The sequence below is a fragment of the Phaeobacter sp. JH20_02 genome (assembly GCF_048056915.1).
Lineage (GTDB): Bacteria > Pseudomonadota > Alphaproteobacteria > Rhodobacterales > Rhodobacteraceae > Phaeobacter > Phaeobacter bryozoorum.
On record NZ_JAYMVP010000022.1, the window covers coordinates 103,776 to 122,553 of the forward strand.

At 64.7% G+C, this 18,778-nt stretch carries 18 protein-coding genes; 15 read left to right on the forward strand and 3 right to left on the reverse strand.

All coding sequences use genetic code 11. The features are described from left to right. Positions 1–11 precede the first annotated feature (11 nt). The 15 genes from ruvB to folD all read left to right on the forward strand — a co-directional run bounded on the left by ruvB (position 12) and on the right by folD (position 14,926). Positions 12–1,043 (forward strand): Holliday junction branch migration DNA helicase RuvB, encoded by a 1,032-nt coding sequence (gene ruvB, locus VWY34_RS07270; protein WP_340544600.1) that lies wholly within the window; start codon positions 12–14, stop codon positions 1,041–1,043. A 307-nt stretch (positions 1,044–1,350) separates the two neighbouring features. Further along, complete coding sequence (locus tag VWY34_RS07275; RefSeq protein ID WP_340544602.1) at positions 1,351–2,019, forward strand: hypothetical protein; 669 nt, start codon at positions 1,351–1,353, stop codon at positions 2,017–2,019. A 40-nt stretch (positions 2,020–2,059) separates the two neighbouring features. Further along, a complete protein-coding gene (ybgC, locus tag VWY34_RS07280; RefSeq protein WP_340544603.1) occupies positions 2,060–2,446 on the forward strand; it encodes a tol-pal system-associated acyl-CoA thioesterase in 387 nt (128 codons plus the stop codon). A gap of 114 nt (positions 2,447–2,560) precedes the next feature. Beyond that, positions 2,561–3,256, forward strand: a complete 696-nt coding sequence (tolQ, locus tag VWY34_RS07285; RefSeq protein ID WP_027247939.1) for a protein TolQ — start codon at positions 2,561–2,563, stop codon at positions 3,254–3,256. Positions 3,257–3,259: 3 nt separating this feature from the next. Next, positions 3,260–3,748, forward strand: a complete 489-nt coding sequence (gene tolR, locus VWY34_RS07290; protein ID WP_260114293.1) for a protein TolR — start codon at positions 3,260–3,262, stop codon at positions 3,746–3,748. Between the two features lie 13 nt (positions 3,749–3,761). Then, on the forward strand, positions 3,762–4,913 hold the full coding sequence (locus tag VWY34_RS07295; protein ID WP_416544222.1) for an energy transducer TonB: 1,152 nt from the start codon (positions 3,762–3,764) through the stop codon (positions 4,911–4,913). Continuing rightward, complete coding sequence (tolB, locus tag VWY34_RS07300; RefSeq protein ID WP_340544609.1) at positions 4,910–6,250, forward strand: Tol-Pal system beta propeller repeat protein TolB; 1,341 nt, start codon at positions 4,910–4,912, stop codon at positions 6,248–6,250. Before VWY34_RS07295 ends, tolB begins: the two co-directional genes overlap by 4 nt. A gap of 121 nt (positions 6,251–6,371) precedes the next feature. Beyond that, positions 6,372–6,881, forward strand: a complete 510-nt coding sequence (pal, locus tag VWY34_RS07305) for a peptidoglycan-associated lipoprotein Pal (protein ID WP_340544610.1) — start codon at positions 6,372–6,374, stop codon at positions 6,879–6,881. A gap of 6 nt (positions 6,882–6,887) precedes the next feature. Next, the gene (ybgF, locus tag VWY34_RS07310; RefSeq protein WP_340544611.1) at positions 6,888–7,733 is read left to right on the forward strand and encodes a tol-pal system protein YbgF; all 846 of its coding nucleotides are present in this window, start codon (positions 6,888–6,890) and stop codon (positions 7,731–7,733) included. A gap of 53 nt (positions 7,734–7,786) precedes the next feature. Then, on the forward strand, positions 7,787–8,992 hold the full coding sequence (gene tilS / locus VWY34_RS07315) for a tRNA lysidine(34) synthetase TilS (protein WP_340546283.1): 1,206 nt from the start codon (positions 7,787–7,789) through the stop codon (positions 8,990–8,992). 77 nt (positions 8,993–9,069) lie between these two features. Then, complete coding sequence (gene ftsH, locus VWY34_RS07320) at positions 9,070–10,983, forward strand: ATP-dependent zinc metalloprotease FtsH (RefSeq protein WP_340544613.1); 1,914 nt, start codon at positions 9,070–9,072, stop codon at positions 10,981–10,983. A gap of 172 nt (positions 10,984–11,155) precedes the next feature. Further along, entirely contained in the window at positions 11,156–11,734 is a 579-nt protein-coding gene (locus VWY34_RS07325; protein WP_340544614.1) for an MOSC domain-containing protein, read from the forward strand. Between the two features lie 211 nt (positions 11,735–11,945). Then, the gene (locus VWY34_RS07330) at positions 11,946–13,622 is read left to right on the forward strand and encodes a formate--tetrahydrofolate ligase (RefSeq protein ID WP_340544615.1); all 1,677 of its coding nucleotides are present in this window, start codon (positions 11,946–11,948) and stop codon (positions 13,620–13,622) included. Positions 13,623–13,679: 57 nt separating this feature from the next. Then, complete coding sequence (locus VWY34_RS07335; RefSeq protein WP_340544616.1) at positions 13,680–13,985, forward strand: chorismate mutase; 306 nt, start codon at positions 13,680–13,682, stop codon at positions 13,983–13,985. Between the two features lie 38 nt (positions 13,986–14,023). Continuing rightward, on the forward strand, positions 14,024–14,926 hold the full coding sequence (gene folD / locus VWY34_RS07340; protein ID WP_416534698.1) for a bifunctional methylenetetrahydrofolate dehydrogenase/methenyltetrahydrofolate cyclohydrolase FolD: 903 nt from the start codon (positions 14,024–14,026) through the stop codon (positions 14,924–14,926). 120 nt (positions 14,927–15,046) lie between these two features. Here the strand turns inward: folD and VWY34_RS07345 are convergent, their stop codons facing one another. The 3 genes from VWY34_RS07345 to VWY34_RS07355 form a co-directional block, all read right to left on the reverse strand. Continuing rightward, complete coding sequence (locus VWY34_RS07345; protein WP_416537314.1) at positions 15,047–15,457, reverse strand: PaaI family thioesterase; 411 nt, start codon at positions 15,455–15,457, stop codon at positions 15,047–15,049. Between the two features lie 86 nt (positions 15,458–15,543). Continuing rightward, positions 15,544–16,230, reverse strand: a complete 687-nt coding sequence (gene pdeM / locus VWY34_RS07350) for a ligase-associated DNA damage response endonuclease PdeM (protein WP_416544221.1) — start codon at positions 16,228–16,230, stop codon at positions 15,544–15,546. A gap of 53 nt (positions 16,231–16,283) precedes the next feature. Continuing rightward, positions 16,284–18,719 carry a ligase-associated DNA damage response DEXH box helicase gene (locus VWY34_RS07355; protein WP_416544220.1) on the reverse strand — a complete coding sequence of 812 codons (2,436 nt, stop codon included), beginning with the start codon at positions 18,717–18,719 and terminating at the stop codon, positions 16,284–16,286. Positions 18,720–18,778 lie beyond the last annotated feature (59 nt).

An 18,778-nucleotide genomic window follows, 5' to 3' on the forward strand; every position in this document is an offset into this window, starting at 1 on the left:
GAGTCATCAGAATGATTGACGCCGATCCCACCCTGCGTCCCGCGCCTCTGCCCGAAGACAGCGCCGCCGAAAACGACCGCGCCCTGCGCCCGCAGGGGCTTGGCGAATTCATCGGTCAGGCCGAAGCCCGCGCCAATCTGCGTGTGTTCATCGAAAGTGCGCGCCGTCGCGGCGAGGCGATGGACCACACGCTGTTTCATGGCCCCCCCGGTTTGGGCAAGACCACCCTGGCGCAGATCGTCGCCCGCGAACTGGGCGTCAACTTCCGCATGACCTCCGGGCCGGTTCTGGCCAAGGCGGGCGATCTGGCAGCGATCCTGACCAATCTGGAATCCCGCGACGTGCTGTTCATCGACGAAATCCACCGGCTGAACCCGGCGGTGGAGGAGGTGCTCTACCCCGCGATGGAGGATTTCGAGCTGGATCTGGTGATCGGCGAAGGCCCGGCGGCGCGCACCGTGCGGATCGAGCTCCAGCCCTTTACCCTGGTTGGCGCCACCACCCGCATGGGCCTGTTGACCACACCACTCAGGGACCGGTTTGGCATTCCAACCCGGTTGCAATTCTACACCATCGACGAGCTCTTTGAGATCGTCAGCCGCAACGCCCGCAAGCTGGGCGCCCCCGCAGATGACGACGGCGCCCGTGAGATCGCGCGGCGCGCCCGCGGCACCCCCAGGATCGCCGGCCGGCTCCTGCGCCGCGTCGTCGACTTCGCGGTTGTCGAGGGCGATGGCACCATCACCCGGGAACTTGCCGATGGTGCGCTGACGCGGCTGGGGGTGGATCAGCTGGGTCTGGATGGCGCGGATCGCCGCTATCTGCGGATGATTGCCGAGAATTATGGCGGTGGTCCGGTCGGGATCGAGACCATGTCGGCGGCCCTGAGCGAAAGCCGTGATGCGCTGGAGGAGGTGATCGAGCCCTATCTGTTGCAGCAGGGTCTGATCCAGCGCACGCCGCGCGGGCGGATGCTGGCGCATAAGGCCTGGACCCACCTTGGGCTGACACCGCCACGGGGGCAGGGCGACCTGTTGCTATAGCGGCTCATCTGCCGCGCAGGCGCGTCAGTGCTGTCGCGGATTGGCGTCAAAACAGTCTGAAAGTGTTAAAATGGGTTTGAAGAATTGGACTCAATTTTAGCGTATGTTTCGCGTGCGAAACATTTGGTCACGCCTGCTGACCTAAGTGACAAGGCCTGAATGAAGCGCCGCGCCAGACGCGGCGCTGCCTCCGGCGGGGATATTGTGGGCCAGAAGATGCACAGTGATACCCGGTCGCAACCCTTGCCGTTGATCCCGTGAGCGGGCATTAAGCCCATTCAAGACCGCAGTCCGACTAGAGAGCCGCATGATGACCCCAGCCGAGATCGAAGCCCTGTTTACCCGTGCCGATGGCTCTTATGCCTTTGCCCGTTGGGGGCGGCCGATTGCGCCGATCGTCTTTGGCGTCGAGGACAGCACGCTGGCGACCGTCAAGGGCGCGATCGAGGCGGTGGTGACCCTTGCCGGGCATCAGATGGCGGAGACCGATCCCGAGCTGGGCTCCAACCTCATGGTGTTTTTCTTTCGCGACTGGGACGAGCTGATGGGGGTGCCGGATCTGGACCGGCTGATCCCGGGGCTTGATCCGCTGCTTGAGCGGCTGAAGGCGGCGGATGCCAGCCAGTACCGCGCCTTCCGCTTTGACGATCAGGGGGCCATTCAGGCCTGTTTCGTTTTTCTGCGCATGGGCGGCGCGATGGCAAAGCTGCCTGCCGAAACGCTCGCCCTGACGCAGGCGGTGCAGGCGATCCTGATGTGGGGCGACAGCGCTTTTGCCAAGACCTCGCCGCTGGCGGTGCTGCCGGAGACGGGCGCCACCATCCTGCGCCCGGATATCGCCGGGGTGATTGCGGCGGCCTATGATCGGATGATGCCGCTTGCGGCATCCGACAGCGCCCATGCGCTGCGGCTCTTTGCCCGGCTGCAGGCACCGATTGAGCCCTCGGCCGACGCCTCTGGTCAGGCCAGCCACTGAGCCGCGCGCCAGCGCAAAACAGGGCAGGAGGCCCGGCAGAATGATCCATCGCTTTCCGGTTCGGGTATATTACGAAGACACCGACATGGGCGGGATTGTCTATCACGCCAATTACCTGCGGTTTATCGAACGGGCGCGCAGCGACTGGGTGCGCAACCTTGGCAATGATCAGAACGCCATGCGCGAGGCGGGGCTGATCTGGGTGGTGCGGCGGATCGAGGCGGATTACCTCGCCCCTGCCAAATTCGACGAAGAGCTGCGGATCGAGACCGAGGTGCAGAAGGTCACCCCTGCGCGGCTCACCATGTCGCAGCGGGTGTTTCGCGGCGAGACGGAGCTGTTTCGCGCCATCGTTACGGTGGTTTGCGTCAATGCCGGGACCGGCGCGCCGATCCGCCTGCCGGCAGAGATTCGCGCATTGCTGTAACAATTCCTGCTGTCACGGCTGTTTCATTGGCTTTTGACCTTGAACTGCGATAGCCTTTTGCCAAATGAAAGCCGGAAAACGGCTGGAAAACGGCCAAAAACATAGAGCAGGTCCATGGAAGCAGAAACTCTGGCGTTGGCGCAGGAGATTGATTTCTCCATGTGGGGGCTATTCGCGCGGGCGACCCTGACGGTCAAATTGGTGATGCTGATGCTGGTTGTCGCCTCCGTTTGGTCCTGGGCGATCATCCTGCAGAAACTGATCAACTATCGTCTGGCCCGTCGGGAGGCGGCGGAGTTCGACCGTGCCTTCTGGTCCGGTGAGCCGCTGGATGGTCTGTTTGACCAGATCGGCCCGCAGCCCAAGGGGCAGTCGCAGCGGATCTTTGCCGCCGGCATGACCGAATGGCGGCGCAGTCATCGCACCGACGGGGCGCTGATTGCGGGTGCGCAGGCACGGATCGAGCGGTCGATGGATGTGGCGATCGCCAAGGAAAGCGAACATGTGCAGAGTGGTCTGTCGATCCTGGCCACCGTTGGCTCCACCGCACCGTTTGTCGGGCTGTTCGGCACCGTCTGGGGCATCATGACTGCCTTTATCGAGATTGCGGAACAGCAGAACACCAACCTCGCCGTTGTGGCGCCGGGCATTGCCGAGGCGCTGATGGCGACGGGTCTGGGGCTGCTGGCTGCGATCCCTGCGGTGATTTTCTACAACAAGCTGAGCGCGGATAGCGACCGGATCATCGGCAGCTACGAAGCCTTTGCCGATGAGTTTTCCACCATCCTCAGCCGCCAGCTGGATTCCTGATCCATGGGCGCCTCGGTTCAACCCAATGCCGCCAACGGGCGCCGCCGGGGACGGCGGCGCAGCCGTGCGCGGCCGATGGCGGAAATCAACGTCACGCCCTTTGTCGATGTGATGCTGGTGCTGCTGATCATCTTTATGGTGGCGGCCCCGCTGATGACGGTGGGCGTGCCGGTGGAGCTGCCAAAGACCGCCGCAGGCGCGCTGCCCGGCGATGAGGAAGAGCCGCTGACCGTGACCATGACCGCCAGCGGCGAGATCCAGATCCAGACCACTGCCGTGGCCCCGGATGAGCTGATCGCCAAACTGCGCGCCATCGCGGCGGAGCGGACCTCCGATCAGGTGTTCCTGCGTGCGGATGGGGCTATCCCCTATGAGGCGGTGATGCAGGTGATGGGGGCGCTGAATGCCGGTGGGTTTTCCAGCGTTGGTCTGGTGACCGATGTGGGTGGTCCAACCCTTGATGGGCGGGCTGTCGAAGACAGCGGGCAATAGGCGGGGCACGGGTGTGCAGACCGGAACCAAGATCTCTGTTGCAGGCCATGCGCTGCTGGCGGGCTGGGTCGTTTTCGGCGCCTGGTTCCCGTCCGAGCCGCTGCCGATGGCGGTGCAGGATGTGTCGATCATCTCGACCGAGGAATTCGCCCGGCTGAGCCAGCAGCGCGCCGCGCCAGTGGTGGCCGATACCGCCGGCGATCTGACCCAGCCCGAGCCGGAACCCGCACCGCAGGTCACACCACCGCCGGAGCCGGAGCCCGAACCGCAGATCAGCCAGCCTGAGCCGGTGACCCCGCCCGAGCCTGACACCGAACTGGCCGAGCGCCCGGAGCCGCAGCCGGTTGAGCCGACACCGCCGGTGGCCGCGCCCGCGCCGCCCGACGTGCCGGACACGACGACGGTGACACCGCAGGTGGCCGAGCGCCCGCAGCTGCGCCCGCTGGACCGCGTCGCCCCGACCCCGGTGGCACCACCGGAGCCGGACACCCGGATTGATGATGTGGCCCAGCCAGAGGTCTCCGATGAGGTTGGTTCCGAGCCTGCCCAGGAGTCCCAGCAGGCCACGGCAGAGGCGGCGGCCAACGACCGGATCGTGACCGAGGAGGTCGAGGCGCAGACCGAACAGGTGGCCAGCGCTGCACCTGCGCAGTCACTGCGGCCCCGGACCCGGCCAGCGCGGCCGACGCGGCCGGAGCCTGTCGCACAGCCCGAACCGGAACCTGCCACGACTGAGCCGGCCGAGCCTGACCCCGTGCCGGATCGCTCTGATGCGGTGGAGGATGCGCTGGCCGCTGCCCTTGCCGGTGGTGGTGAGGTGGCAGCGCCGGAACCCTCAGGCCCGCCGCTGACCAGTGGCGAAAAGGATGCGCTGCGGGTGGCCGTGCAGCAATGCTGGAACGTCGGCTCGCTGTCATCGGAGGCGCTGCGCACCACCGTGGTGGTCTCGGTCGCGCTGACACCGGACGGCCGGCCCGAGGAGGGCAGTATTCGGATGCTCTCCAGCACCGGCGGATCGGGGGCTGCGGCCAATCAGGCCTTTGGCGCGGCGCGGCGGGCGATTCTGCGCTGCGGTGCGCGTGGTTTCCAACTTCCGTCTGACAAATATGCGCAATGGCGTAATATCGAAATGACCTTCAATCCCGAAAGGATGCGGATCAAATGAGGACATATCTGGCAACGCTCGTGATGGGCGCGACCCTGCTGGGGGCGGCGGTGATGGCACCGGTTTTGCCTGCGCAGGCACAGGATGGCCCGCTGAGGATCGAAATCACCGACGGGGTGATCGAACCCTTGCCCTATGCGGTGCCCGGCTTTGTGCCGGAAACCCCTGCCGCCGCCGAACTGGCGCGTGAGATTTCGCGGGTGATTGCCGCGGATCTGAGCGGCACCGGCCTGTTTCGTGAAGTCCCGGCCTCGGCCCATATCGCCAAAGTCACCGATTTCGATGCGGCGATCGGCTATGCCGACTGGAAAGCGGTGAATGCACAGGCGCTGATCACCGGCGCCCTCAGCGTGAACGGCAACCGGCTGACGGTGCGGTTCCGGGGCTATGACGTCTTTGCCGAAAAGGAGCTGGGCACCGGTCTGCAGTTTTCCGGCACCACCGACGGCTGGCGGCGTATGGCCCATAAGGTGGCGGATGTGATCTACAGCCGCATCACCGGCGAAAGCGGGTATTTCGACAGCCGGGTGGTGTTTGTTTCCGAAAGCGGGCCAAAGGACGACCGGCGCAAGCGGCTGGCGGTGATGGATTACGATGGCGCCAATGTGCAATATCTGACCAACAGCGCCTCCATCGTGCTGGCGCCGCGGTTCTCACCCACCGGCGACCGGGTGCTCTACACCAGCTACGAGAGCGGCTTTCCGCAGATCCATGTGCTGGATGTGGGCAGCGTGCAGCGTCGGGTGCTGTCGGCGGACAATGGCATCATGAGCTTTGCGCCGCGCTTTGCGCCGGATGGGCGCACCGTGGTCTACTCGCAGTCGCAGGGCGGCAATACCGATATCTTCACCATGGATATCGACACCGGCACCCGGACCCGGCTGACCAGCGCGCCGTCGATCGAAACCGCCCCGTCGTTTTCCCCCGATGGCAGCCAGATCGTCTTTGAAAGCGACCGTTCCGGCGCGCCGCAGCTCTATGTGATGGCGGCAACCGGCGGCGAGGCCCGGCGGATCAGTTTTGGCGCGGGGCGCTACGGCACTCCGGTGTGGTCGCCGCGCGGTGACATGATCGCCTTTACCAAGCAGAACAAGGGCCGGTTCCATATCGGCGTGATGCGGACCGATGGCAGCGAGGAACGCCTGCTGACGGCCTCCTTCCTAGATGAGGGGCCGACCTGGTCCCCGAATGGCCGGGTGATCATGTTCACCCGTGAAACCCAAGGGGCCAGCGGCCGGGCGCTGCTCTATTCTGTGGATGTATCGGGGCGCAACCTGAAACCGGTCCGCACCCCCGATGGCGCGTCGGATCCGGCGTGGTCGCCCTTGCAGAACTGAAGTGTCGCGCGCCTGCCATAATGGTCCGGCGCGCGCCCTGTTAACAAAGACCAAAGTGGCAGCGGCATCGGGCCTGTGGTAAATCTGGTGCAACAATTGGAAATGGGACGAGGCGGATATCATGAGCGGTTTGACAAAAGCAGTGCTGGTGGCAGCGGCGTTGGGGCTGAGCGCCTGTACGGGCAACCCCTGGGATGATGCAGCCGGGGCCGGTGGGCCTGGTGCAGGGGCCGGGGCGGGCGCTGCGGGGCAGCTGGATCCCAGCAGCCCGGCCTACTTCCAGCAGACGGTCGGCGACCGGGTGCTGTTTGCGGTCGATCAATCGACCCTGTCACCTGCCGCCCAGAGCGTTCTGCAGGGGCAGGCGCGCTGGCTGACGGCCAACCCGGATTATGTGGTCACAATCGAAGGCCACGCCGATGAGCAGGGCACCCGCGAATATAACCTTGCACTGGGTGCGCGCCGGGCCAATGCTGCCCGCGAATACCTGATTTCCCAAGGGGTTGCGGGCGGTCGTCTGCAGGTTGTCAGCTTTGGCAAGGAGCGCCCGCTGGAGATCTGCTCGAACGAGGCCTGCTACACCAAGAACCGTCGCGCGGTCACCGTGCTGGCGGGTGGGCTGACGGGGTAAGTGACCATGCGACTGCGTCCTCTTGCGATTGCCGCCCTTGCGCTGACCCTGGCTGTGCCGCCGCTTGCCGTCCGGGCGCAGGATCAACAGACCCTTGCCGATATCCGGCAGGAACTCACCGTGCTGCACGTCGAAATCCAGCGGCTGAAGCGGGAAATGTCGACCACCGGCAGCCCGCAGACCAATGTCGCGGGCGACAGTGTGCTGGACCGCGTCAGCGCCATCGAGGCGGAGCTGCAGCGGCTGACCGCGCAGACCGAACAGCTCTCCTACCGCGTCGATCAGGTGGTGCAGGATGGCACCAACCGGATTGGTGACCTGGAGTTCCGTCTGGTGGAACTGGAAGGCGGCGATGTCTCGAAACTGGGGGAAACCAGCACGCTGGGCGGCGGTGAGCTGCCCGCAGCCGGGGCACCTGCGCTGCCCGCCACGCCGCCGGGCACTTCGGTCGATACGACGTCGGAGCTGGCGGTGGGCGAGCAGACGGATTTCGACGCCGCCAAGGCCGCGCTGGACAGCGGCGCCTATCAGGAGGCTGCGGAGAAATTCGCGGCCTTCACCCTGGCTTATCCCGGCAGCCCGCTGGCCGCAGCGGTGGAATACAACCGCGGGAAGGCGCTGGACGGGCTGGGTGACACCCGCGAGGCCGCGCGGGCCTATCTGGCGTCATTCTCCGGCAACTCCTCAGGAGAGACCGCGCCGAAGGCATTGTACGAACTGGGCGCGGCACTGGGGCGGCTGGGTCAGACCAGCCAGGCCTGCGTGACCCTGGCAGAGGTCGGCAGCCGCTTTCCCGGTGCAGCCGAAACCGCCGCAGCGGAGGCGGAACGCGCAAAACTGGCCTGCAATTGACGCGCAGGGACCGGGATATCCTCGCCATTGTGCAGGAGCAGTTCCGGTCTGCCTTGCCCACGCGGCTGGGCGTTGCGGTGTCAGGCGGCGGCGACTCGATGGCGCTGATGTATGCGCTGCATGAGTGTTTTGCCGATCTGGGTGTGGAAATCTGTGTCGCAACTGTTGATCACGGGCTGCGCGCGAGCTCGGGCGAGGAGGCGCAGATGGTGGCGGATGTGGCTGCCAAACTGGGTCTGGCGCATGATATCCTGCAATGGGTTGACCGGCCTTCTGCGCAGCAGGCGGGCAATCTTCAGGAGCAGGCCCGCAACGCGCGCTATACGCTGCTGACCGCATGGGCGCAGTTGAATGACATTCCGGTGGTTGCATTGGGGCATACGGCCGATGATCAGGCCGAAACGCTGCTGATGCGGCTGGGGCGGTCGTCGGGGGTGTCCGGTCTGGCTGCGATGCCGCGCAGCCGCGCGATCGAGGGGATCACCCTGCTGCGGCCGCTTCTGGAGGTGACGCGCGAAGAGCTGCGTGGCTACCTGCGGGAGCGGGGAGGGCAGTGGGTTGAGGACCCCAGCAACGAGGATCTGCGTTTCGAGCGGGTGCGGGTGCGTCAGGCGATGGATGCTCTGGCGCCGCTGGGGCTGACCGTGCAGCGGCTGGCCGCCGTTGCCCGCAATATGGGCGCCGCCCGCGAAGCCCTGGACTGGTATACGTTCCTGGCCGCCCGCGACATGGCCGAGGTGCGCGATGGCGCGATTGTCATCGACCAGCGCCAGTTTCGCACGCTGCCGGACGAAATTGCCCACCGGCTGCTGGTGCGATCCGTGCAATGGGTCAGCGGGGCGGTGCATCCGCCACGGCGTGAGCCGATGGTGCAGGCCCGCGAGGCGGTGCGTCGTGGCGGATCCTTCACATTGGGGGGCTGCCGGATGATCACCCGCAAACAGCGCACATGGGTCTGCCGCGAATATAACCCGGTGGCCGATGAGATGACCCGGCCCGGTCGGCTCTGGGATGGGCGCTGGCGGGTTTTTGGCGGCGAGGTGAAGGACCATGAGGTGCGCGCCCTGGGCTCTGACGGCCTGCAGCACTGTCCCGACTGGCGCAGTGCCGAGGTTCCGGGCGAGGTGCTTCATGCCACGCCGGCCGTGTGGCGGGGGGGTGAGCTGGTTGCCGCCCCATTGGCAGGATTTGGCAACGGATGGTCCGCAGAACTGGTTCAGAACAGCGAAGAGTTCTTCACAGCTCTTTTATCGCATTGAACCTCACTGAAGTATCCCTATTTTAGAGGCAACGAAGGCGGCCTGCCAGGTGCGCCTCGCATTTTGGGAGACTTTCCTTGGGCAACGTACGCAATATCGCCTTTTGGGTTGTTCTGTTTGTGCTCGTCTTGGCGCTGTTCAACTTGTTCAGTGGTTCGGGCAGCACGATGCAGAGCCGAGAGAAGACTTTTTCTGATTTTGTCAGCGCGGTTGAAAACGGCAATGTCAGCACCGTGACGCTGGATGGTGAACAGGTTCGCTACACCACGTCGGACGGGCAGAATTTCATGACCATCAAACCCGGCGATGCCGAGGTGACCGCCCTGTTGATCGACAACAACATTCCGGTCCGCGCCGAGAAGCAGCAGCAGTCCGGGTTCCAGTCGTTCCTGCTGACCCTGCTGCCCTTCCTGCTGCTGATCGGTGTCTGGATCTATTTCATGAACCGGATGCAGGGCGGCGGCAAAGGCGGCGCCATGGGCTTTGGCAAGTCGAAGGCGAAGATGCTGACCGAGAAGCATGGCCGCGTCACCTTTGACGACGTGGCTGGCATCGACGAGGCCAAGGAAGAGCTGGAAGAGATCGTCGAGTTCCTGCGCAACCCGCAGAAATTCTCGCGCCTCGGCGGCAAGATCCCCAAAGGCGCCCTGCTGGTGGGCCCTCCGGGTACCGGTAAGACGCTGCTGGCGCGTGCGATTGCAGGCGAGGCGGGCGTGCCGTTCTTCACCATCTCCGGTTCCGATTTTGTCGAGATGTTTGTCGGCGTCGGTGCCTCCCGCGTGCGCGACATGTTCGAACAGGCGAAGAAAAACGCGCCCTGTATCGTGTTCATAGACGAAATCGACGCCGTCGGTCGCCATCGTGGCGCCGGCTATGGCGGCGGCAATGATGAGCGTGAACAGACGCTGAACCAGCTGCTGGTGGAGATGGACGGTTTTGAGGCCAATGAAGGCGTCATCATTCTGGCCGCCACCAACCGCAAGGACGTGCTGGACCCGGCGCTGCTGCGTCCGGGCCGTTTTGACCGGAACGTGACCGTCGGCAACCCCGACATCAAGGGCCGCGAAAAAATCCTGGGCGTTCATGCCCGCAAGACGCCGCTTGGCCCTGACGTGGACCTGCGCATCATCGCCCGCGGCACCCCCGGGTTCTCCGGCGCCGATCTGGCCAACCTGGTCAATGAGGCCGCGCTGATGGCCGCCCGCGTCGGCCGCCGCTTTGTCACCATGGAGGATTTCGAATCCGCCAAGGACAAGGTGATGATGGGGGCAGAGCGCCGCTCGATGGTGCTGACCCAGGACCAGAAGGAAAAGACCGCCTACCACGAGGCCGGCCACGCGGTTGTCGGCATGGCGCTGCCGCTGTGCGATCCGGTCTACAAAGCGACGATCATCCCGCGCGGCGGCGCGCTGGGGATGGTGGTGTCGCTGCCTGAGATGGACCGCCTGAACTACCACCGCGATGAGTGCCAGCAGAAACTGGCGATGACCATGGCGGGCAAGGCCGCAGAAGTCATCAAGTATGGCGAGGACCATGTCTCCAACGGTCCGGCCGGCGACATCCAGCAGGCCAGCCAGCTGGCGCGTGCCATGGTGCTGCGCTGGGGCATGTCGGACAAGGTCGGCAACATCGACTATGCCGAAGCGCACGAAGGCTATTCCGGCAATACGGCGGGCTTCTCGGTCTCTGCCAACACCAAGGAGCTGATCGAGGATGAGGTGAAGCGCTTTATCCAGCAGGGCTATGAACAGGCGTTGCAGATCCTCAAGGACAAGAACGAGGAATGGGAACGTCTGGCGCAGGGGCTGCTGGAATTTGAAACCCTCACCGGTGACGAGATAAAACGCGTTATGAATGGCGAGCCGCCGCAGGCAGGCGAGGACGAGGATGATGACACCGATACCGGTAGCGCCTCGGTCACCGCGATCCCCAAGGCCAAGCCGAAGAAGCCTGCGTCGGATGATGGCATGGCACCGGAACCGTCGTCCTGACGGCGCGGCGCTGAACACCGTGTAATATCAGACCCGGTCACCCTGGCGGTGGCCGGGTTTTTTGATGACTGAACTGCGCGCGAAAAGCCAAGCGGCGGGGCTGGCCAGAACCGGATGCTGCCCCTATGGTGGCGGAAATTCCTGAATGAAATGAGCCTGATGGAGATGCCCCATGCCAGTGATGCGCGAAACGGAGTTTCAGGGACAAGTGACCTGGATCGGCTATGTTCCGGCTGCCACCGGTGGGCTGCGGTCGGAGCCGCGGGACGCGCTGACGCTGGGGTTTGACGGCATCGAAGGCGAGCGCCACGCGGGCGCGTTGCGCGCCTCCTGTGTGCGGGTGCGCAATCTGCATCCCGAGGGCACGGAAATCCGAAACCTGCGCCAGATCAGCATCCTGTCGGAAGAAGAGCTGGCGTTGATCGCCGCCGATATGGGGATGGAGCGGATTGATCCCGTCCACCTTGGCGCGACGCTGGTGCTGCGCGGTATTCCCGACCTTAGCCATCTGCCACCCTCCAGCCGCTTGCAGGGGCCGGACGGGGTGACGCTGACGGTCGATCTTGAGAACCGGCCCTGCATTTTCCCGGCCAAGGAGATCGAGAAGGACCACGCGGGCTTTGGTCCGAAGTTCAAGCCGGCAGCCACCGGCAGACGCGGTGTGGTGGCCTGGGTCGAGCGGCCCGGCGTGCTGAGGCAGGGCGAAAGCCTGCGCCTGTTTGTGCCGGACCAGCCTGCCTGGGCACCCTGAGTCGGGGCATGTCTGCGCCGCCGGTTGCCGATAGGCGTTGACGCGGCACGATTGGCAATCTTTGGATGCCCTAGGGGGAGCGAACGCCGTTTCAATGCCTGATCATGTCGGAAATCACGCGCATGGAATGTCGCAGAAGGGCTAAGTCTTGCGGGAAACCGGCACGGCTGTGCCCATGTAACTCGCGACATCACAATTCAGGAAACCGGCCATGAGCTACAAGAGTGACATCGAAATCGCCCGCGAGGCGCAGAAGCGTCCGATCCAGGAAATTGGCGCCAAGATCGGCATCTCCAGCGATGATCTGCTGCCCTACGGCCACGACAAGGCCAAGGTGAGCCAGGACTTCATCAATTCGGTTCAGGGCAAGGAAGACGGCAAGCTGATCCTGGTGACCGCGATCAACCCGACGCCTGCGGGCGAAGGCAAGACCACCACCACCGTTGGTCTGGGTGACGGTCTGAACCGCATCGGCAAGAACGCGATGATCTGTATCCGCGAGGCCTCGCTGGGTCCGAACTTCGGTATGAAGGGCGGCGCCGCAGGTGGCGGTTACGCGCAGGTTGTTCCGATGGAGGAGATGAACCTCCACTTCACCGGTGACTTCCACGCCATCACCTCGGCCCACTCGCTGCTGTCGGCGATGATCGACAATCACATCTACTGGGGCAATGAGTGCGATATCGACATCCGCCGTGTTGCATGGCGTCGTGTGGTCGACATGAACGACCGCGCCCTGCGCCAGATCACCGCCTCCCTTGGTGGCGTCTCCAACGGCTTCCCGCGCGAAACCGGTTTTGACATCACTGTGGCCTCCGAAGTCATGGCGATCCTCTGCCTCGCCAACGACCTGAAGGACCTGGAAAAGCGTCTGGGCGACATCATCGTGGCCTACCGCCGCGACAAGACCCCGGTTTACTGCCGCGACATCAAGGCAGAAGGCGCGATGACCGTTCTGCTGAAAGACGCGATGCAGCCGAACCTGGTGCAGACCCTGGAAAACAACCCGGCGTTTGTCCACGGTGGTCCCTTCGCGAATATCGCCCACGGCTGTAACTCCGTGATCGCAACCAAGACCGCGCTGAAAGTGGCTGACTATGTTGTCACCGAAGCAGGCTTTGGTGCGGATCTTGGCGCTGAGAAGTTCATGAACATCAAATGCCGCAAGGCAGGCATCGCACCCTCGGCTGTGGTGCTGGTTGCGACCGTGCGCGCGATGAAGATGAACGGTGGCGTGGCCAAGGCTGACCTCGGCGCGGAAAACGTCGAAGCGGTCAACAAGGGCTGTGCCAACCTCGGCCGTCATATCGAGAACGTCAAATCCTTTGGCGTGCCGGTGGTGGTTGCGATCAACCACTTTGTCACCGACACCGAGACCGAAGTGCAGGCGGTCAAGGATTACTGCGCCACCCATGGCGTCGAAGCGGTGCTGTCGCGCCACTGGGAGCTGGGCTCCGAAGGCTCCGCCGATCTGGCCCATAAGGTGGTTGAGCTGGCCGACTCCGGCAAGGCCAACTTCTCGCCGATCTACCCCGACGAGATGCCGCTGTTCGAGAAGATCGAAACCATCGCCAAGCGCATCTACCGCGCCGACGAGGTGCTGGCCGATCAGAAGATCCGCAACCAGCTGAAGGAATGGGAAGCGGCTGGCTATGGCAACCTGCCGGTCTGCATGGCGAAAACGCAGTATTCCTTCTCCACCGATCCGAACCTGCGCGGCGCGCCGACCGGCCATTCGGTTCCCGTGCGCGAAGTTCGCCTGTCGGCGGGGGCCGGTTTCATCGTCGTGGTCTGCGGCGAGATCATGACCATGCCGGGTCTGCCCCGCAAACCGGCATCGGAAACGATCCGCCTGAATGACGCAGGCCAGATCGAAGGCTTGTTCTAAGGCCTGAAATAGGCAATCTGCGGCCCGAGGATCCCCTCGGGCCGCAGGAGTTTAAAGATGAGCGAACGACACCCGCCGCAGGACTGTGCCGACATGCCGGCGCTGCGGCAGCAGATCGACAGGCTGGACCGGGAGCTGATTGCCCTGTTGGCCGAGCGGGCGGGCTATATCGACCGTGCGATCGAGCTGAAGGCGGCCAATAACTGGCCCGCGCGCATACCGGCCCGTGTCGAAGAAGTGGTCGGGAATGCCCGGATGACGGCCAGCACGGCAGGGCTTGATCCCGATCTGGTCGAGCGCCTGTGGCGCCAGCTTGTGGAATGGTCGATAGCCCGCGAGGCACAGATCATTCGCGAGGAGTAACGCGGCCCGGAGCGGCGCGCAGCAAGAGGACAGAAGCAATGGCAGCGAATATCATCGACGGCAAGGCCTTTGCCGCCACCGTACGCGAGAAGGTGGCAGGCCACGTGGCCCGGTTGAAGGAAGAGCATGACATCACCCCCGGTCTGGCGGTGGTTCTGGTGGGTGAAGATCCGGCAAGCCAGGTCTATGTGCGCTCCAAGGGCAAGCAGACCGTTGAAGCGGGCATGAACTCCTTTGAGCACAAGCTGGAGGCCGACACCTCCGAAGAGGACCTGCTGGCGGTGGTCGATCAGCTGAACAAGGATCCCTCGGTGCATGGCATCCTCGTGCAGCTGCCGCTGCCGGGTCATTTGAACGAAGACCTGATCATCAACTCCATCGCGCCAGAAAAGGACGTGGACGGGTTCCACATTTCCAACGTGGGCCTGCTGGGCACCGGTCAGAAAAGCATGGTGCCCTGCACGCCGCTTGGCTGTCTGATGATGCTGCGCGACTATCATGGCTCGCTGTCGGGCATGGACGCGGTTGTCATTGGCCGCTCCAATATCGTTGGCAAGCCGATGGCGCAGCTGTTGCTGGGCGACAGCTGCACCGTGACCATCGCACATAGCCGCACCAAGGATCTGCCGGATGTTGTCCGCCGCGCCGATATTGTTGTCGCTGCTGTGGGTCGTCCTGAAATGGTGCCTGGCGACTGGATCAAGGAAGGCGCCACCGTCATCGACGTGGGCATCAACCGGATCGACGCACCGGAAAAAGGCGAGGGCAAGACCCGTCTGGTGGGCGATGTGCATTTTGAGAGTGCGGCCGCGCGCGCCGGCGCAATCACCCCGGTGCCCGGTGGCGTCGGCCCGATGACCATCGCCTGCCTGCTGGCCAATACCGTGACGGCCTGCTGCCGCGCCAATGGTCTGGCGGAGCCGGAAGGGCTGACCGCCTGATCAGAACCGACCTGCCATCTGCGGATGGCTGAGATCTGCTGCTCCCGTCGGATGCCTCCGGCGGGAGTATTTTTTGGAAAAGTGACAGGTGGGAAAAACCCGCGGATCAGGGCGCGCGGATCAGGCCGCGACTGGCACCATGGTGCCCTGCAACAGGGCGATCAGTTTTTCATCCTCTCCGGTGATGGCGTGGACCTCGGCGGTGACAATGATCAGACGGCGGCCGGGTTTGATGACCTGGCCCGTGGCGCGCAGCATATCGCCTGCACCCGGTGCGAGAAGATTGATCTTCATCTCGGCGGTCATCACCTCGCTGTCCTCGGGCATCAGGGTCAGAGCGGCATAGCCTGCGGCACTGTCTCCGATGGCAAAGCTGAGCGCCGCATGGGCGACTCCGTGCTGCTGGCGGCTGCCCGGCAGGATGGGCGCGGAGATGGTGACGGTGCCGGTGCCGACGCTGGCAACCTCGGCACCCAATGTCTGCATCATGCTCTGTCTGGCAAAGCTGTCGCGGATGCGCTGTTCGATCATGGCTGTCCCTTTCGCATGTGCAGCCAGCATAGACCGCGAGTGCTGCGATGGGGAGGTGACGCTGCGCGCAGATCCGCGGCGGCGGGTCAGCGTGGCATCGGGCAGGGCAGCGGACGCGGGCCGGTGAGGATCGCGAGGGCCCGCGGCGCCATGAGATCCGAGAGTGCCGGGTTGGTGGTGCAGAGACCGCCGGTATAGGTGCCAAAGGCGGGCAGGATCAGGCGCTGGTGATCGGCCAGGAACGCAGGCCGGGCGTTGCCGCGCAGACGCGCCTTTGGGTGGTAGTGGCCGGATATCTCGGCGGCAGCTTCGCCCGGGGTCTCAGCGCCGGTGTGGCTCTTGAAGGTGGGGTCGGCGATGTGACGAAACAGCAGCGGGCCGAGGGTCAGGCTGTCACAGGCGTCGCCCGCCAGCCCGCTGGGGGCAGGGTCGTGATTGCCGGTGATCCAGATCCAGCGATGAGCCGCGATCAGCTGGTCGAGACGGGTTTGGTCGGCATCTGACAAGGCGGCTGCCGCCGCGTCATCGTCGAAGCTGTCGCCGAGGCAGATGACCGTTTCGGGACGGGTCTGGTCAAGCACCGCGGCAAGACGCTGAAGGGTATCGCGGGTTTCATAGGGGGGCAGGGCCGGGCCGCCGCGCCGGAGCTGGCGTTCGGATTTGCCCAGATGCAGGTCGGAGACACAGAGCAGCCCCTGCGCCTGCCACCAGAGCGCACCAGCACCAAGCGCGGTGAGGCGCTGGCCTGCGAGGGAGAGATCATAGCCGGTCATGGCTGCTCTGATCGCCGGTTTTGCGGGAGGGTGCAAGACGGCAGATTCAGCCGTCAGGGTGACGCAGCGCCGGGCGGAGCCAGCTCTGCCAGCCCGGCGCTGCGCATCAGCTCTTCGGTTTCGCGTTGCAGCAGCTTTTCCTGGGCGGCACCTTTCACCGGGACCTTGCCTGCCTCCAGCAGCAGCGGCGCGGCCAGCGGTGAGATCTGCGACAGCCGGTTGAGGGTGATGTTTCCCTTGATGCGGCTGAGCAGTTCCTCGATGCGGCCGAAATCCACCAGCCCGCCAAGCGCCTCCTGCCGGGTGATGTCCAAGAGCAGGTGATCGGGATCATATTTACGGAGCGTGTCGTAGAGGATGTCGGAGGAGAATGTCGCCTGTCGTCCGTTCTTGCGCTGGCCGGGGGTGTTGCGTTCGATCAGCCCTGCGATGGTGGCCACCGCGCGGAAGCTGCGTTTCATCACCGCATTGCCCGCGAGCCAGCCGTCCAGACCCGCGCGCAGCTCGGCAGGATCGAACAGCGGGGCGGGGTCGTCAACCGGGCTGAGCCCCCAGATCAGCGTGGCATAATCGGTGGCGACAAAGCCAAGCGGATCGAGCGACAGCTCTTCCATCCGTTTGGTCAGCAACAGACCGAGGGTCTGCATCGCATTGCGCCCGGCAAACCCGTAGATGCAGAGGTGTTCGCGGCCCCGGAAGGGAAAGCTTTCGAGCAGCAGCTGGCCCCGGCGGGGCATCTGTGAGACCTCGCTCTGTAGCGCCAGCCAGTCGGCGGTGTGCGGTGGCAGATCGGGCCAGCTGTCGCGTTGCAGGATATCGAGGATGCGGGTGCTGAGCTGGGTCGAGGTGGCAAATTTGGTGCCGGAGAAGACCGCGACCTTCGGTTTCCGGCTGGCATTGCGGCTGACCTCGACCGTCATTTCGCGCAGCGATTCATACCGCACGATCTGGCCGCCGATGAGGAAGGTGTCGCCCGGGGTGAGGGTGGCGGCAAAGCTCTCTTCGACCTCGCCAAGCGGTTTGCCGCCGCGGCTGCGTTTGAGTCGGACCTTCAGGAGGTCGGCGTCCTGAATGGTGCCAATGTTCATGCGGATGCGGCGGGCGGCGCGGGGGTCGCGCAGCTGCCACATCCCGTCGGGACGTTGCAGCAGCCGTTGCCACTGGTCATAGACCCGGAGGGCGTAACCGCCGGTGGCACAGAAATCGAGGCAGGCGTCGAACTCAGCCCGGCTGAGGCTGGCATAGGCGCCGGCTCCCGTGACCTCGGCAAAAAGGTCATCGGCGGCGAAGGGACCGGCGCAGGCGCGGATCAGGATGTGCTGACAGAGCACGTCGCGGGGGCCGGGTGTGCGCGGGCTGCCATCAAGCGTGCCTGCCTCCACCGCCTCAAGGGCGGCACGGCATTCCACCACCTCAAACCGGTTGGCCGGCACCAGAAGCGCCTTGGAGGGTGCATTGTAGCGGTGGTTGGCGCGGCCGATGCGCTGGACCAGCCGTTTCACGTTCTTCGGCGCGCCGATCTGGATCACCAGATCGACGTCCCCCCAGTCGATGCCCAGATCAAGCGAGCCGGTACAGACCACTGCGCGCAGCTCTCCGCGCACCATCGCTGCCTCGACCCGGTCCCGCTGCACCCGGTCGAGTGAGCCATGGTGAATGCCGATCGGTAGCGCGTCATCATTGGCAAGCCAGAGGTTGTGAAAGAAGATCTCTGCCTGGGCGCGGGTGTTGTGGAAGATCAGCGTGGTGTTATGCGCCTTGATCTGCTCAAGCACGGCGGGGATGGCATGGGCAGCGCCGCCCCCGGACCAGGGCGGGGCTGCATCCGTGTGCAGCATCTGGATATCGGCGGCGGGGCCGGGGTCGGCCAGAACGATATCGCAGGGATCCGGGTGGCGGGCCAGATACTGCGCGATGGCGGCGGGATCATCGACGGTGGCCGAAAGGCCGACGCGGCGCATGTCCGGACAGATCGCCTGAAGCCGGGTCAGGGCGAGCATCAGCTGGTCGCCGCGCTTGCTCTCGGCGAGGGCGTGGATCTCGTCCAGTACCACCCGTTTCAGTCCCGCAAACATCCGCGGCGCGTCCTCATAGGAGGTGAGCAGCGCGAGGCTTTCGGGTGTGGTGAGCAGGATATGCGGCGGGTCGGCGCGCTGGCTGCGCTTGCGGGAGGCGGGCGTGTCACCGGTGCGGTCGTCGATGCGGATGGGCAGGCCCATCTCCTCGACCGGGGTGCGCAGGTTGCGTTTGATATCCGCCGCCAGCGCCTTCAGCGGCGAGACGTAGAGCGTGTGCAGCCCGCGGTGTTCGCCGGTAGCAAGATCGGCAAGAGTGGGCAGGAAACCCGCCATCGTCTTGCCGCCGCCGGTCGGGGCGATCAGCAGCGTTGCCGGATCATCCGCGCGCGCCAGCATCTCCTGCTGGTGCGGGTGAATGGTCCAGCCACGGTCGTGGAACCAGGCGGTGATGACATCGGGAAGACTGCTCATCCGACTTATCTAGGCGCGGTGGCAGAACTTTTCTAAACGTTCTGGCCAAAGTTTATCAA

What these genes read in the sequence shown, in the direction of transcription:
- ruvB (WP_340544600.1), top strand. Translation starts at nt 12, where the DNA reads ATGATTGACGCCGATCCCACCCTGCGTCCCGCGCCTCTGCCCGAAGAC.
- VWY34_RS07275 (WP_340544602.1), top strand. Translation starts at nt 1,351, where the DNA reads ATGATGACCCCAGCCGAGATCGAAGCCCTGTTTACCCGTGCCGATGGC.
- ybgC (WP_340544603.1), top strand. Translation starts at nt 2,060, where the DNA reads ATGATCCATCGCTTTCCGGTTCGGGTATATTACGAAGACACCGACATG.
- tolQ (WP_027247939.1), top strand. Translation starts at nt 2,561, where the DNA reads ATGGAAGCAGAAACTCTGGCGTTGGCGCAGGAGATTGATTTCTCCATG.
- tolR (WP_260114293.1), top strand. Translation starts at nt 3,260, where the DNA reads ATGGGCGCCTCGGTTCAACCCAATGCCGCCAACGGGCGCCGCCGGGGA.
- tolB (WP_340544609.1), top strand. Translation starts at nt 4,910, where the DNA reads ATGAGGACATATCTGGCAACGCTCGTGATGGGCGCGACCCTGCTGGGG.
- pal (WP_340544610.1), top strand. Translation starts at nt 6,372, where the DNA reads ATGAGCGGTTTGACAAAAGCAGTGCTGGTGGCAGCGGCGTTGGGGCTG.
- ybgF (WP_340544611.1), top strand. Translation starts at nt 6,888, where the DNA reads ATGCGACTGCGTCCTCTTGCGATTGCCGCCCTTGCGCTGACCCTGGCT.
- VWY34_RS07325 (WP_340544614.1), top strand. Translation starts at nt 11,156, where the DNA reads ATGCCAGTGATGCGCGAAACGGAGTTTCAGGGACAAGTGACCTGGATC.
- VWY34_RS07330 (WP_340544615.1), top strand. Translation starts at nt 11,946, where the DNA reads ATGAGCTACAAGAGTGACATCGAAATCGCCCGCGAGGCGCAGAAGCGT.
- VWY34_RS07335 (WP_340544616.1), top strand. Translation starts at nt 13,680, where the DNA reads ATGAGCGAACGACACCCGCCGCAGGACTGTGCCGACATGCCGGCGCTG.
- folD (WP_416534698.1), top strand. Translation starts at nt 14,024, where the DNA reads ATGGCAGCGAATATCATCGACGGCAAGGCCTTTGCCGCCACCGTACGC.
- VWY34_RS07345 (WP_416537314.1), bottom strand. Translation starts at nt 15,457, where the DNA reads ATGATCGAACAGCGCATCCGCGACAGCTTTGCCAGACAGAGCATGATG.
- pdeM (WP_416544221.1), bottom strand. Translation starts at nt 16,230, where the DNA reads ATGACCGGCTATGATCTCTCCCTCGCAGGCCAGCGCCTCACCGCGCTT.
- VWY34_RS07355 (WP_416544220.1), bottom strand. Translation starts at nt 18,719, where the DNA reads ATGAGCAGTCTTCCCGATGTCATCACCGCCTGGTTCCACGACCGTGGC.